The organism is Kineosporia sp. A_224 (genome assembly GCF_002198655.1).
Taxonomy (GTDB): Bacteria; Actinomycetota; Actinomycetes; order Actinomycetales; family Kineosporiaceae; genus R-H-3.
In genome coordinates this window covers 1-13368 of record NZ_MWLN01000069.1, presented here as the reverse complement: position 1 = coordinate 13368, position 13368 = coordinate 1, and the positions used below count along the sequence as shown (strand labels likewise).

The following is a 13368-nucleotide window of genomic DNA, read 5'->3' as shown; positions in this document are numbered from 1 at the left end:
CGCCGGACCGGCCGGCCGCGGCGCCTTCGGCGGCGCCACCGGCTCGACGACGACGAGCCGCTCGGCGGCCGCCGTGCCGTCGCGCGAGGTGCCGCCGGCGACGACCTCGACCGCGGCGACGCCCGGCCACAGCCGGGTGCCGACGCCGACCGCGTCGACCTCGGGGTGGGCGATCGGGCAGTGCTCGACGGGGACGACGGTGTGCGAGCGGTGCGCGCGCAGCCCCGGGCGGCCCTCGGCGTCCACGGCGAAGCGCACCCGGGTCCGCCAGCCGAGCCCGTCGGCGTCCCCGGCGACCGGCTCGACGACGAGGTCCGGCCGCTCGATCCGCGCCAGCCGCGCGAGCTGCTCGCGGACGACGTCGGCGAGCAGCGTGCGCTGGCCGGCCGTGGACACGTGCTGCCAGTCGCAGCCGCCGCAGCCGCGGCCCCGGCCGTCGGCCGGCCCCGCGACCGCGCAGCGCGGCGCGACCCGGTCGGGGGCGGCGCGGACCACCTCGACGGCGTCCGCGCGCCAGAACCGGTCCTGCGGGCCGGCCTCGGTGAGCCGGGCGACGACCTGCTCCCCCGGCAGCGCGTGCCGGACGAAGACGACCCGGCCGTCGAGCCGGGCCACGCAGTGCCCGCCGTGCGCGACCGGTCCGACCTCGAGACCGACGAGGTCCCCGGTCACGGGTGTGCCGGCACCGGTCCCGGTGCCGCTCATCGGCCGGCGGGCGTGTCGTCGTCCGCGAACGGGCCGACGGTGCCGGTGCGCCGCAGCGCCCCGGGCGCGACGGGCTCCTCCTTGTCCGCGAGCCCCTCGGACGACGCGAGCTGCCAGGGCACGCTCGCGACGACGACGCCGGGCGTGTAGTGCAGCCGCGTGCGCAGCCGCAGGGCGCTCTGGTTGTGCAGGATCTGCTCCCACCAGTGCCCGACGACGTACTCGGGCACGAACACGACCACGATGTCGCGCGGGCTCTCCCGGCGGATGCTGCGGACGTAGTCGACGACGGGACGGGTGATCTCGCGGTACGGCGAGTCGAGCGCCCGCAGCGGCACCGGGATGTCCTTGGCGTCCCACTCGGCCTGCAGCCGGGCGGTCTCGTCCGGGTCGACGACGACGGTGATCGCCTCGAGCACCGAGGGCCGCGAGGCCCGCGCGTAGGCCAGGGCGCGCATCGTCGGCTTGTGGATCTTCGACACCAGGACGATCGCGTGCACCCGCGACGGGAGCACCCGGTTCTTGGTGTCGTCGGTGACCGCGAGCTCGGCCCGCACGCGCAGGTAGTGCCGGCGGATGGCGAGCATGAGCAGGTAGAGCAGCGCCATCGCGATGATCGCGAGGTAGGCGCCGCGGACGAACTTCGTCGCCAGGACGATGAGGAGGACGAGTCCCGTGATGGTCAGGCCGATCGCGTTGATGACCCGGGACCGCTGCATCCTGCCGCGCGCGGAGGGGTCGACCTCGGTGCGCAGCAGCCGCGTCCAGTGCCGCACCATGCCGGTCTGGCTCACCGTGAAGGAGATGAAGACGCCGACGATGTAGAGCTGGATGAGCTTGGTCACCTCGGCGTTGAAGGCGAGGATCAGGGCCGCGGCGGAGCCGCCGAGCAGGATGATCCCGTTGCTGTAGGCGAGCCGGTCGCCGCGGGTGTGCAGCTGGCGCGGGAGCAGGTCGTCGCGCGCGAGGATCGAGCCGAGCACCGGGAAGCCGTTGAAGGCCGTGTTCGCCGCGAGCACGAGGATGAGCCCGGTGACCGCCGCGATCGCGTAGAACCCGATCGGGAAACCGGAGAAGAGCGCCTCGGCGATCTGGCTGATGACCGGGTGCTGCTCGTAGGACGTCCCGACGGGCACCCCGTCGCGCAGGAGCTGGGTGGCGGGGTCCTCGGCGTACTTCAGGCCCATGGCCTGGGCGAGCACGATGATGCTCATGAGCATCGTCACGGCGATGCCGCCGAGCAGGGCGAGCGTCGTCGCGGCGTTCTTGCTCTTGGGCTTCTGGAACGCGGGGACGCCGTTGCTGATCGCCTCGACGCCGGTCAGGGCCGCGCACCCCGAGGAGAACGCCCGCAGCAGCAGGAAGCCCCAGCCGAGGCCGGTGAGGCCCTGCGCGAACTGGCTCTCGGCCTCGATGTCGAACCCGGCGCTCTCGACCTGGGGCAGGTCGCCGAGCGCGAGCCGGACGAAACCGTAGAGGCCCATCCCGATGATGCTCAGCATGAACGCGTAGGTCGGGAGGGCGAACGCCGCCCCGGACTCGCGCACGCCGCGCAGGTTCATCGTCATGAGGACCAGGACGACGACGACCGCGGCGATCGCCTCGTAGCCGCGCAGCCCCGGGATCGCGGCCGCCGCGTACTGCGCGCCGGACGACACCGACACGGCCACCGTGAGCACGTAGTCGACGAGCAGCGCGCTGGCCACCGTGAGGCCGGCCGGGACGCCGAGGTTCGTCGTCGCGACCTCGTAGTCCCCGCCGCCCGAGGGGTAGGCGTGGACGTTCTGCCGGTACGACAGGACGACGATCGTCATGACGAAGACGACGGCGAGGCCGACCCACGGGGACACGGTGAGGGCCGCGACGCCGGCGAAGGCGAGCGTGAGGAAGATCTCGTCCGGGGCGTACGCGACGGAGGAGAGCGCGTCCGAGGCGAAGACCGGCAGCGCGATGCGCTTCGGCAGCAGGGTCTCGGACAGCCGCTCGCTGTGGACGGGGCGACCGACGAGAAGCCGCTTGAGGGCATCGGTGAACGCGGGCACGAGCGCTCATCGTAGGCCCGGCCCGGTTGCGTGTAGCGTCGGCGTGTCAGGAACCACCAGTCGTGAACCCGCGGTTGCGTCCTTCGCAACCGCACGAGGCGCGGAGCCGGTTGTGCATTTCGTGATCATGGGCTGCGGACGCGCGGGGTCGACCCTGGCGCACCTGGTGGAGGACCGCGGTCACACCGTCGCCGTCATCGACCAGAACCCGGACGCCTTCCGTCGCCTCGGGGCCCAGTTCGAGGGCCAGCGGGTGACCGGCATGGGCTTCGACCGGGACACCCTCATCGAGGCGGGCATCAGCGACGCCTACGCCTTCGCCGCCGTGAGCAACGGCGACAACTCGAACATCCTCGCCGCCCGGGTGGCGCGCGAGACCTTCGGCGTCTCGAACGTCGTCGCCCGGATCTACGACCCGGGCCGCGCCGAGGTCTACCAGCGGCTCGGCATCCCCACCGTCGCGACGGTCCGCTGGACCGCCGACCAGATGGTCCGCCGGCTGCTGCCCGTCGGCGCCGTCTCGGAGTACCGGGACGCCTCCGGCAGCCTCGTGCTCGCCGAGGTCCGGGTGCACATCGGCTGGGTCGGCAGGCCGCTCGCGGTGCTCGAGGCGGCGGCCGGTGCCCGGGTGGCGTACCTGACCCGGCTCGGCGACGGCATCGTGCCGACCAAGGACACCGTCTACCAGGAGGGCGACCTCGTGCACGTGACCATGCGCGAGTCAGACATCGCGGCCGTCGAGCGGGTGCTCGCGACGGCGCCGGTCGAGGTGGCGTGATGCGCATCGTCATCGCCGGCGCCGGCAGCGTGGGCCGCTCGATCGCCCGCGAGCTCCTCGGGAACGGCCACCAGGTGCTCCTCGTCGACAAGGACCCGGCCGCGATCCGGGTCGCGGGCGTCCCGGACGCCCAGTGGCTCCTCGCGGACGCGTGCGAGATCGCCTCGCTCGCCGAGGCGGGCCTGGCCGACTGCGACGTCGTCGTGGCCGCGAGCGGCGACGACAAGGTCAACCTCGTCGTGTCGCTCCTCGCGAAGACCGAGTACGGCGTGCCGCGCACGGTCGCCCGGGTGAACAACCCGAAGAACGAGTGGATGTTCGACGAGGCCTGGGGCGTCGACGTCGCGGTCTCGACGCCGCGGCTCATGACCGCGCTCGTCGAGGAGGCGGTCTCCGTCGGCGACCTCGTCCGGATCTTCACGTTCCAGCAGAGCCAGGCCAACATGGTCGAGCTGACGCTGCCCGCGGACGCCCCCATCGCGGGCACCCGGGTCGGCGACATCGACTGGCCGGCGGACACCGTGCTCGTGTGCATCATCCGGGCCGAGCGCCCGATCGCCCCGAGCCGGGACGACACCCTCGAGGCGCACGACGAGCTGATGTTCGTCGCGACCCCCGAGAGCGAGGACGCGCTCCAGAAGCTGCTCAGCCCGACGCACGTCTGAGCGCACGTCCGGGCCCTGGCGGCCCGGGGCGGCTCAGGTCTCCGGGACCGGGCGCTCGACGACCGGGGACGACGGCTCGTCGTCGCGGGCGGCGTCGCCGTCCTGCGGGTGCACATGGTGCAGATGCGGCAGGTGCAGCAGCGGCTCGGCCCCCTCGGGGCGGGCCGCCGGGACCTTGTGGACGAGGAACCACGTGCCCCAGAGCACGAGCGCGAACAACGGCACCCCGAGGGCGATGTTCACCACACCGAGCGTCGCCGGCTTGTCCGCGAGGTAGAGCGGCACCTGGACGGCGAGCCGGACGGCGAACAGGCCGAACCACAGCCACGTCGCCAGCACGTACGCCCGCATCCGGGCCGGCACCGTGCGCCAGTGCGAGCCCTCCCCCAGCATGAACCCGAGCAGCAGCCCGATGGCCGGCCAGCGGACGAGGATCGAGACGAGGAAGCCCGCGGCCCAGGCCGCGTTCTTGATGATCGACGGCAGGAAGAACGTCTGCGCCTGGCCGGTCCGCACCGCGATGAAGGCACCGAGCCCGACGCCGAGCAGCCCGCCGATCGCCTGGGTCACCGGCTCGCGGGCGACGAGCCGCCAGAGCGCGAGGCCGACCGCGGGGACGACCGCGGCGACGGCAGACGGCGTGACCTCGCGGGTCACGCCGTAGACGACCGAGAAGACCGTCACCGGGACGACCGACTCGAGCACCCCACGGACGCCGCCGAACGCCTTCTCGAACGAGAACTGCTCCTGCATCGTTTGTGCCAGCCCGGCCTTCTGCCCCGCTCCGGCGCCGACAGGCTCCGCAGGCGCCGGGGCCTGCGCGGCCGCCGGAGGGCCGTAGGGCTCAGCCATGCGACTTCGCGACGAGCTCGTAGCGCGGGTTGTAGATCGCCGGCTCACCGTCGGACTGCGTGACCATGCCGTGCACGCGCACCCGGCGGCCCGGCTCGATGCCCGCGATGTGCCGCCGGCCGAGCCAGACGAGCGAGAGGTGCCCGCTGCCGTCGTAGAGCTCGGCCTCCAGGGCGGGGACGCCGGCCCGGGGCCGCAGCGTCACCGACCGCAGCGTGCCGCAGACCGTTGCCGGACGGCGCTGCGCCAGATCGACGATCGGCGTCCCGCCGAGCTGGGCGGCGCGCTCCTGCTCCTGCTCCGCGTGCACATCGTGCTGCGAGGCGGTGAACCGCGCGAGCGCCGCCCGCAGCCGGGACTTCCCCTCGTGACCCATGGGTCCAGCGTAAGTCAGTCCCGGCGTCCCGGAGCACCCGTGCCGCCCGGTGGGACGACGCGCCGCCGCAGCGGCGCGCACGTCAGCGGATCTCGGTGATCTCCGGACCCCGGGTGAACGGCTCGAGCGGCTCGCGCTGGGTGCCCTCGGGCTCCTCCGGCTCGGCCGGTGCGGGCTGCTCGGGCAGCCGCAGCGAGAGCAGCTCGCGCGGCGCCATGGCCTCCGCCCCGCGGACGACGACGAGGCTGCGGACGACGTCCTCGACGCCTGCGGCCTGCTCAGGCTCGTGGACGGCCAGGCCGTGGAAGACCGCGCGCAGGAACCAGCGCGGCCCGTCGACGCCGGCGAAGCGCGCGGGCTGGTGCCCGGTCCGCCCGTCGGCGGTCCGGACCGGGATCCGCGCGATGAGCTCGCGGCCGAACGGGCCGGGTACCTCGTCAGCCGTCCCGCCCTGGCGGGTGATGCCCGCGGCGATCTCGGAGCGGATCTCGTCCCAGATGCCCTCGGTGCGCGGCGCGGCGAAGACCTGCAGCTGCACGGCGGAGCCCTCGAGCTGGACCGTCGCCGAGGTGACGCGGTCGGCCGCCTCGTCGATCTCCAGCCGCAGCTCCATGCCGTCGCGGCCCGGCACGAGGACCGCGCCGAGGTCGACGTAGCCGTCGGTGGACTCCACCTCGGAGACGTCCCACGGGCCGCGGGAGCGGTCGAAGGCGTCCGACGACGCGTCCGAGGGCGCCTCGGGCTCCGGCTCGAGGCCGGCCTCGAAGCCGGCCTCGTCGGTCACCTCGTCGTGGCCGGTCTCCTCGGCGGGGTCGTCCTGACGCCGGCGGCGGAACAGCGGGCTCACTGGACCTCACCTCTCCCGGGGCCCTGCCCCGCATCGACTGTGCTGCCGAACCCCCCGGTGGAGCCGAACCCGCCCTCGCCGCGCAGCGACCCCGGCAGCCGGGTCACCTCGACGAAACGGGCGCGCTCCACCTTCTGGACGACGAGCTGCGCCACCCGGTCCCCGCGGTTCAGCGCGACGGGCCGGTCGGCGTCTGTGTTGAGCAGGGTGACGCTGATCTCGCCGCGGTAGCCGGCGTCCACCGTGCCGGGGGCGTTGACGACCGTCACCCCGTGCTTCGCGGCGAGCCCCGAGCGCGGGTGCACGAAGGCGGCGTAGCCGTCGGGGAGCGCGATCGCCGTCCCGGTCGGCACCGTCCGCCGCTCGCCGGGGGCGAGCGTGACGTCCACGGCGGTCACGAGGTCGGCCCCGGCGTCGCCCGGGTGGGCGTACGACGGCACCGGCAGCCCCGGGTCGAGCCGGAGCAGGAGGACCTCGACGTCCCCCCGCATCGCACCGTCACCGCTCACGAGGGGACACGGTATCGGCTCCGCGTGGTCCCGCCGTCACCCGCCGCCCGCCCGCCGACCGGGACGGCCGTGGCAGGCTTGGCGGCATGTCCCCGTCCCCGTCGCCCGCCCCCGGCGGCTACCACGAACGGCTCACCCCGGCCTGGTGGGTCTGGCTCGTCGCGGCCGGGTTCGCCGGGTCGTTCGGCGTCGTCCTCTCGCGGGTCGACGCGACGGCGGCGCTCGTCGTCACCGTCGTCGTCCTGGTCCTCGTCGTCGTCGCGCTCGTGCGGACGACGGCGGTCGTCGCCGTCGACCCGGAGCTGTTCGTCGCGGGCCGGGCGCGGCTGCCCGTCGGGTACGTCGGCGAGGTCGAGGCGCTCGACGCCGAGGCGATGCGGCGGGCCCGGACCGTCGAGCTCGACGCCCGGGCCTACCTGTGCCTGCGCGGCTGGGTCGCCGGCGGCGTCCGGGTGCGGCTGGACGACCCGCAGGACGACACCCCGTACTGGCTCGTCTCGAGCCGCCGGCCGCAGCGGCTCGCCGCGGCGCTCGAGACCGCGCGCAGCGGGCATCGCCGGGTCTGAGCACCCCTGCGAGCACCCCTTCGATCACCGCTGCGATCACCCCGGACAAGCCGAACGCCCGGCGGTGCCGTCGGCACCGTCGGGCGTTGGACGTCAGGCCCCTCGGTCGTACCTCTCGGTCGTACGTGCCGGTCCCTGCCCCCAGGGACCGCGTGCCGGGGCGGCGTCAGGCCGCGCACTCCTTGCAGATCATCTGGCCGGCCTTCTCGCGGGCGAGCTGGCTGCGGTGGTGCACGAGGAAACAGCTCGAGCAGGTGAACTCGTCCGCCTGCCGGGGCAGGACACGGACGGAGAGCTCCTCGTTGGAGAGGTCGGCACCGGGCAGCTCGAAGCCCTCGGCCGCCTCGATCTCGTCCTCGTCGACGGTGCTGGAGGTCTTGTCGACACGCCGCGCCTTCAGCTCCTCGATCGAGTCCTCGCTGAGCTCGTCGTCGGTCTTGCGCGGTGCGTCGTAGTCGGTCGCCATCTAGGTCACGCTCCGGGTCGGAAGTGCTCGTGTCTTGCGTCGGGGTAGCTGCCCATGATGCGGTGGTGCCTGCACCGGTGGGCCGTTCCGTCGCCGCCTTCATAGCGGCGCCTCGCGGTGAACGCACGGCGCCGCCGTTTTGTGCCCCGGCGGCGCACGGATTCTGCACTACGTCGGCGCGGACCGCGAACCGGCTCACCGTTCGGCGTGGCGGCACCATGACCGCGACGCACCGCGACGGCTCGTCACGGCCCGCGCACGTACCGTCCGAATGGTGCCCGAACGGTGCGCTTTCCGGGGGAACGTCGTCGTGGGGTGCATCTCATCCCCGCTCGGCAAGGGTTCCGGATGTCGGACCCGTGGCCTAGTGTCGGCGGATCGCCGGGGGGCCTGACATCCACCCTGCGCACGCGGCACCAGCACGACCCGCAGGTCCGATGCCCAGAGAAGAGGTGGACGTGACGTTCGACGCGACGATCAGCACACGGATCTCCGAGACCCGTCAGGCGCTCGACGAGGCGCGCAGCGCCGGTGACGACTACCTGGTCGACGTCCGGCTCGGGGAGCTCGAGTCGCTCGCCCGGCTCGCCGCAGACCACGGCGTCCGGGTCGAGGGCATCGCCGAGGCGCTGGCCGCCTACGGCGTGACGACCCCGTCCGTCGGGGTCCCGCTCGTGGACCTGCGCACCCAGGAGCCGGCCGCTCAGTCCTGAGCGCCGCCCGGGGCGGGCTCGTCGTCCCCGTCCGCGTCCAGCTCCTCGAGGGCCGCGGCGAGCACGTCGACGAGCGGTCGGGCACCGGCCACGACCATCGCCTCCGCGGGCGGCTTGCCGCCGATCCCCCGGACGACGCCACCGGCCTCCTCGACGACGAGGAGCGCGGCCGCCAGGTCCCAGGCGTGCAGGCCCCGCTCGAAGTACACGTCGAGCCGGCCCGTCGCGACCATGCACAGGTCGATCGCGGCGCAGCCGATCCGGCGGATGTCCCGCACCCGGGGCAGCAGGTCCGCGACGACCCTCGCCTGCGTGCGCCGGCGGCCGGTGAAGTAGCCGAAGCCGGTCCCCGTCAGGGCCCGGTCGAGCGCAGGCGGCTCGCCCATCGTCAGGCGGCGGCCGTCGAGGAAGGCCCCGATGCCGCGGCCCGCGGTCCACGTCGCCCCGGTGACGGGGTTGTGCACGCAGCCCGCGACCGGCCGCCAGCCGCCCTCGACGGCCGGGTCGCCCTCGACAACCGCGACGCTCACCGCGTAGACGCCGATGTCGTAGAGGTAGTTCACGGTGCCGTCGATCGGGTCGAAGACCCAGGTCAGCCCACTGCTGCCGGTCTCGTGACCCTGCTCCTCGCCGAGCAGCCCGTCCTGCGGCCGGGCCGCCGAGAGGATCTCGCGCAGCAGCGTCTCCGTGCGGCGGTCCATCTCGGTGACGACGTCGGTCGGGCTCGACTTCGTCGACGCCACCGAGAGGTCCCGCGGCCGGTCGGCGACGGTGACGACCCCCGCCCGGCGGGCGGCGTGCTCGCACAGCGCGAGCAGCGCGTGCACGTCGGGCAGGGCGGGGGCGGGTCGGCTGCTGGCGTCGGTCACGCCGCCATCCTTCACCCCCGGGCCGGCTCCACGACCGGGGCCACCCAGTCGAGCCCGCAGGCGGCCGGCCGGTCGGCCCGCAGGTTGCGGCAGCACCCGACCGGGCACGTGACGTGCGACGGGCCGAGGGCACCCGTCGCCGGCCGGTCCGGGTCGCCGCCGCGGGCCTGCGCGGCCCGCTCGACGACGAGGTCGACCAGGCCCCCGACGAACCGCGGGTCGGTCCCCACGGTCGGCACCCGGACGAACGGCAGCCCGAGGCGCCCGGCCGTCTCCGCCGCCTCGGTGTCGAGGTCGAACACGACCTCCATGTGGTCGCTGACGAAGCCGACGGGGACGACGACGACCCCCGTGGTCCCGTCGGCGGCGAGTTTCTCGAGGTGGTCGTTGACGTCCGGCTCCAGCCACGGCTGGGTGGGCGGGCCGGAGCGCGAGCAGTACACGAGGTCCCACCCGGGGGCCGCGCCGCCGTCCGCAGCGACCGATGCGACCGATGCGACCGATGCGACCGATGCAACCGACGACATGACTGTCCCGGCGACGTCGAGGTGCTGCTTCACGTAGGCGCCGCCGCCGACGGCCGAGCCCTCGCCGCTCACCTCGTCCATCGCCGTCGGCACGGAGTGCGTGACGAAGACGACCCGGGCCCGCTCGCGGGCAGCGGCCGGCAGCCCGGCGAGGCCGGAACGGACGGCGTCGACGACGGGGGCGACGAACCCCGGGTGGTTGTAGTAGTGCCGCACCTTGTCGACCTCGAGCGCGCGGCCCTCGGCGGCGAGCACGCCGAGCGCGGCGGCGAGGTCCTCGCGGTACTGCCGGCACCCCGAGTAGCTCGAGTAGGCGCTCGTGACGACCGTGACGACGCGACGGGCCCCCGCCTCGTGGGCGTCGCGGAGGGCGTCGACGAGGTAGGGCGCCCAGTTCCGGTTGCCCCACAGCAGCGGCAGGTCGACGCCGCGCGCGTCCAGCTCGGCCCGCAGCGCCGCGAGCAGGGCCCGGTTCTGGTCGTTGATCGGGCTGCGGCCGCCGAAGTGCAGGTAGTGCTCGGCGACGGCCTCGAGCCGCTCGCGCGGGATGCCGCGGCCCCGGGTCACGTTCTCCAGGAAGGGCATGACGTCGTCCGGGCCCTCGGGCCCGCCGAACGACAGGAGCAGGACGGCGTCGTACGGCGCCACGTCGGCGGCGGGGGCCGCGCCCGTCACGGTGTCAGAGGTCTCGGTCACGGACCGCATCCTCCCAAGTCCGGGCCCGGGTCGCGCGCCGGACCGAGGGCCTGCGGTGCCTCGAGCCCGAACCGGACGGCGAGCAGCCGGAACGCGAAGACGAGCCCCGCGACCGACAGCGGCACCCAGGACCGCAGCGCCCCGGCGGCGTCGAGCCCGGCGACGGCGACGCACCCGAGCAGGGCCGGGGTCGCGTAGAGCTCGCGGCCGGCGAGCACCTGCGGTACCTCGCCCGCGAACAGGTCGCGCAGCAGGCCGCCGCCGACCCCGGCGAGGACGCCGACGACGACCGCGGCGAGCGGCCCGGCACCGAGGTCGAGCGCCTTGACGGTGCCCCCGACGCAGAAGAGCCCCAGCCCGGCGGCGTCCAGCACGAGCACGGCCCGCGCCACCTGCTGCACCTTCGGGTGCCACACGAACGTCACGAGCCCCGCGACGACGGCCGCCCCGACGAGCCGCGGGTCGCTGATCCCGACCGGTGGCGTCACCCCGAGCAGGACGTCGCGCAGCAGGCCGCCGCCGAGCGCCGCCGCGCCCGCCATGACGAGCACCCCGAACAGGTCGAACCGCTTCGCGACGGCGAGCAGCCCGCCGGAGAGGCCGAACACGAAGACGCCGAGCACCTCGACGGCGACCGGGGTGCGGACCACCGCCTCGGCCGCCGCGAGGGGCCCGGCCGCGAGGTCGCCGGCCCGCAGGTGCATGGTGACCAGCCGGACGGTCGGCAGCAGAGCGTCGTGCATCACGCACGAACGGTAGGGGCAGGCTCGCCCTCGGCGCGGAAACACGGCCTGGGACGGGCGTTTCGTGAGGTTGCGCACCCGCCACGCCCGGTCTGGTGCTTCGGTTCCCCGGCCGGGGGTGGCAGAGTCGTGCACTGGACGAGTCTGGAGGTGGAGCATGCAGGACCTCACGCTCGTCGGCGTCCATGACGACGGCGAGCATCTGGTGCTCTCGGGGGCGGACGGCCAGAGGTTCCGCGTGCGGGTCGACGAGCCGCTGCGGGCGGCGGTGCGGCGCGACCGCGCCCGCCTGGGTCAGCTGCAGATCGAGATGGACGGGCGGATGCGCCCGCGCGACATCCAGGCGCGGATCCGCGCCGGGCACACCGCGCAGGAGGTCGCCGACGAGGCAGGCCTGCCGCTGGAGCACGTCGAGCGCTTCGAGGGCCCTGTCCTCGCGGAGCGCGAGTTCGTCTCGCGGCAGGCGCGCGGCGTCCGGGTCCGGCGCCCCGGCGCCGGCACCCAGCCCACCCTCGGCGAGCTCGTCAGCGAGCGGCTCGCCCGCCGCGAGGTCGAGGACGACGCGGCCGTGTGGGACGCCTTCCGCCGCGACGACGGCCAGTGGGTCGTCACCCTGACCTTCCCCGCCGGTGGCCGCACCCGGGCCGGGAGCTGGACCTTCGACCCGCAGCTGCGCCACGTCTCCCCCCTCGACGACGAGGCCCGCTGGCTCACCGAGGACGACGCCCCGGAGCCGGGCGTCCTGCCGCCGGGTGCCCGCCGGCTCGCCCCCGTGCCCGACCCGCTGCGTCCGACCCGCGCCACGACCCGCGACGTCGTCTACGACGTCGAGTCGGACGGCGCGGTGCGACCCGGCGGCGACGCCGACGCGCCGGAGCGCGCCGAGCGCGGCAGCGAGCCGCGCACGGCCGAGGCCCGCACCGCCGAGCAGCGCCCGGCCGAGCCGCGGCAGGTCGACGTCCGCTCCCCCGAGCGGACGTCGGACGCCCGGCGGCCGGAGCCGCGCCGGACCGAGCCGCGCGAGCCGGACCTGCGGGACGCCCCGGTGCGCGAGAGCCGGCCCGACCGCGAGCCCGCCGCCCGCACCGGCACCTCGACGCTCGACCTGCTCGACAGCCTGCGCGAGCGGCGCGGCCGCCGGCAGCGCCTCGAGGACGGCACCGAGACGACCCCGGACACCGACGACCCCGTCGAGGCGTTCCTCGCCCGGGCCGACGAGCTCGGCGAGCCCCCGGCCGCGCACCCGCCGCGTTCGCGCCCCGAGCTCGCCGGTGACGCCGAGGTGCTCCGGCTCCCGGACGCCGACCCCGACCGGCCGGACGACGAGGAGCCGGGTGCCCTGCCCGAGCCCGTGTCGTCGCGCGACGAGCCGCTCCCCAAGGCGGCCGGAGCCGGCACCGCGGGTGCCGGCTCCCGGAAGAACCGGCGGGCGAGCGTGCCCAGCTGGGACGACATCGTCTTCGGCTCGCGCCGGGAGTGAGCGCCGCCGCTGCGTGGCCCGGTGCAGGGTCGCTCAGCGCACCGTGACCCGCAGCGTCGCCGTGCTGTCCGTCGTCGCACCGCTCTGGTCCGCCCGGCAGCTGCGCACGGTGTAGGTGACCGTGTACGTCCCTGCCGCCGCGTAGGTGTGGCTCAGCGCGTTGCCCCAGTCGACGTCGGTCAGCGGGGTGTCGGCGGCGCACGTCGCGCTGCCCGGGTCCGAGCCGTCCGTGCCGCCGTCCCCGAAGTCGACGACGGTGCCCATGAGCCAGGCCTCGGGGCCGGTGTTCAGCTCGACGGTCGCACCGTCGATCGTCAGCGGCGCCCTCCCCCGGGTCACGGCGTCGACGGTGACGGCGCGCTCGCCGGCGGCGGAGGTCAGCGTCAGGGTCGTCGTCACCTGCGATGCGCCCGAGGTGGACGCCGTCGCCGAGGGCTGCGTCGGGGTCCCGGTCCCGGTGGGCGTCCTCGTGACGCTCCGGGTGCCGGTGCCCTCCACGTCGCGGCCGGCCACCGGCACCCGGGTGGCCGTGGT

The 13368-nt window shown here is 75.0% G+C and carries 15 protein-coding genes and 1 pseudogene; 5 read left to right on the top strand and 11 right to left on the bottom strand.

Annotation, left to right across the window (positions count from 1 at the left end):
* Together EDJALFJO_RS05760 and EDJALFJO_RS05755 are read right to left on the bottom strand one after the other, a co-directional pair.
* Positions 1–705 (bottom strand): TRAM domain-containing protein (locus EDJALFJO_RS05760; RefSeq protein WP_143448312.1); only part of this gene is annotated, 705 nt, incomplete at its 3' end.
* Positions 702–2747: an APC family permease gene (locus EDJALFJO_RS05755; RefSeq protein WP_088283102.1), complete on the bottom strand. Its 2046-nt coding sequence runs from the start codon at positions 2745–2747 to the stop codon at positions 702–704. The genes EDJALFJO_RS05760 and EDJALFJO_RS05755, both read right to left, overlap by 4 nt.
* 112 nt (positions 2748–2859) lie before the next feature.
* Here EDJALFJO_RS05755 and EDJALFJO_RS05750 point away from each other — a divergent pair, with 112 nt between their 5' ends.
* Both EDJALFJO_RS05750 and EDJALFJO_RS05745 read left to right on the top strand, forming a co-directional pair.
* Positions 2860–3525 carry a TrkA family potassium uptake protein gene (locus EDJALFJO_RS05750; RefSeq protein WP_088283100.1) on the top strand — a complete coding sequence of 222 codons (666 nt, stop codon included), beginning with the start codon at positions 2860–2862 and terminating at the stop codon, positions 3523–3525.
* Positions 3525–4190 carry a TrkA family potassium uptake protein gene (locus EDJALFJO_RS05745; RefSeq protein WP_088283098.1) on the top strand — a complete coding sequence of 222 codons (666 nt, stop codon included), beginning with the start codon at positions 3525–3527 and terminating at the stop codon, positions 4188–4190. The genes EDJALFJO_RS05750 and EDJALFJO_RS05745 overlap by 1 nt, the downstream gene beginning before the upstream one ends.
* A gap of 33 nt (positions 4191–4223) precedes the next feature.
* Here EDJALFJO_RS05745 and EDJALFJO_RS05740 read toward each other — a convergent pair whose 3' ends face one another.
* The 4 genes from EDJALFJO_RS05740 to dut form a co-directional block, all read right to left on the bottom strand.
* Positions 4224–5042: a DUF3159 domain-containing protein gene (locus EDJALFJO_RS05740; protein ID WP_088283096.1), complete on the bottom strand. Its 819-nt coding sequence runs from the start codon at positions 5040–5042 to the stop codon at positions 4224–4226.
* On the bottom strand, positions 5035–5418 hold the full coding sequence (locus tag EDJALFJO_RS05735) for an OB-fold nucleic acid binding domain-containing protein (protein ID WP_088283094.1): 384 nt from the start codon (positions 5416–5418) through the stop codon (positions 5035–5037). The genes EDJALFJO_RS05740 and EDJALFJO_RS05735 overlap by 8 nt, the downstream gene beginning before the upstream one ends.
* 82 nt (positions 5419–5500) lie before the next feature.
* On the bottom strand, positions 5501–6265 hold the full coding sequence (locus EDJALFJO_RS05730; RefSeq protein WP_198950041.1) for a DUF3710 domain-containing protein: 765 nt from the start codon (positions 6263–6265) through the stop codon (positions 5501–5503).
* Positions 6262–6756, bottom strand: a complete 495-nt coding sequence (dut, locus tag EDJALFJO_RS05725) for a dUTP diphosphatase (protein WP_088283106.1) — start codon at positions 6754–6756, stop codon at positions 6262–6264. Before dut ends, EDJALFJO_RS05730 begins: the two co-directional genes overlap by 4 nt.
* A gap of 104 nt (positions 6757–6860) precedes the next feature.
* Between dut and EDJALFJO_RS05720 the strand changes: the two genes are divergently transcribed.
* The gene (locus tag EDJALFJO_RS05720) at positions 6861–7340 is read left to right on the top strand and encodes a DUF3093 domain-containing protein (protein WP_088283092.1); all 480 of its coding nucleotides are present in this window, start codon (positions 6861–6863) and stop codon (positions 7338–7340) included.
* 166 nt (positions 7341–7506) lie between these two features.
* Here the strand turns inward: EDJALFJO_RS05720 and EDJALFJO_RS05715 are convergent, their stop codons facing one another.
* Positions 7507–7806: a DUF4193 domain-containing protein gene (locus tag EDJALFJO_RS05715; RefSeq protein ID WP_088283090.1), complete on the bottom strand. Its 300-nt coding sequence runs from the start codon at positions 7804–7806 to the stop codon at positions 7507–7509.
* A 458-nt stretch (positions 7807–8264) separates the two neighbouring features.
* On the opposite strand from EDJALFJO_RS05715, the gene EDJALFJO_RS05710 reads away from it, so the two are divergent.
* Positions 8265–8519, top strand: coding sequence for a hypothetical protein (locus tag EDJALFJO_RS05710; protein WP_143448311.1), 255 nt, complete (start codon positions 8265–8267; stop codon positions 8517–8519).
* On the opposite strand, the gene EDJALFJO_RS05705 is transcribed toward EDJALFJO_RS05710, so the two are convergent.
* From EDJALFJO_RS05705 to EDJALFJO_RS05695, 3 genes are read right to left on the bottom strand one after another with little or no spacing between them, the layout of a single operon-like run.
* Positions 8510–9388 carry an inositol monophosphatase family protein gene (locus tag EDJALFJO_RS05705; RefSeq protein ID WP_088283086.1) on the bottom strand — a complete coding sequence of 293 codons (879 nt, stop codon included), beginning with the start codon at positions 9386–9388 and terminating at the stop codon, positions 8510–8512. The genes EDJALFJO_RS05710 and EDJALFJO_RS05705 overlap by 10 nt on opposite strands.
* An 11-nt stretch (positions 9389–9399) precedes the next feature.
* Positions 9400–10611: a ferrochelatase gene (locus tag EDJALFJO_RS05700; RefSeq protein ID WP_233149700.1), complete on the bottom strand. Its 1212-nt coding sequence runs from the start codon at positions 10609–10611 to the stop codon at positions 9400–9402.
* The gene (locus tag EDJALFJO_RS05695; protein ID WP_233149702.1) at positions 10608–11354 is read right to left on the bottom strand and encodes a trimeric intracellular cation channel family protein; all 747 of its coding nucleotides are present in this window, start codon (positions 11352–11354) and stop codon (positions 10608–10610) included. Before EDJALFJO_RS05695 ends, EDJALFJO_RS05700 begins: the two co-directional genes overlap by 4 nt.
* A gap of 157 nt (positions 11355–11511) precedes the next feature.
* Between EDJALFJO_RS05695 and sepH the strand changes: the two genes are divergently transcribed.
* Positions 11512–12834 (top strand): septation protein SepH, encoded by a 1323-nt coding sequence (gene sepH / locus EDJALFJO_RS05690; RefSeq protein ID WP_088283082.1) that lies wholly within the window; start codon positions 11512–11514, stop codon positions 12832–12834.
* A 33-nt stretch (positions 12835–12867) separates the two neighbouring features.
* On the opposite strand, the pseudogene EDJALFJO_RS05685 reads toward sepH, so the two are convergent.
* A pseudogene (locus tag EDJALFJO_RS05685) lies at positions 12868–13368 on the bottom strand (hypothetical protein); the annotation flags it as partial.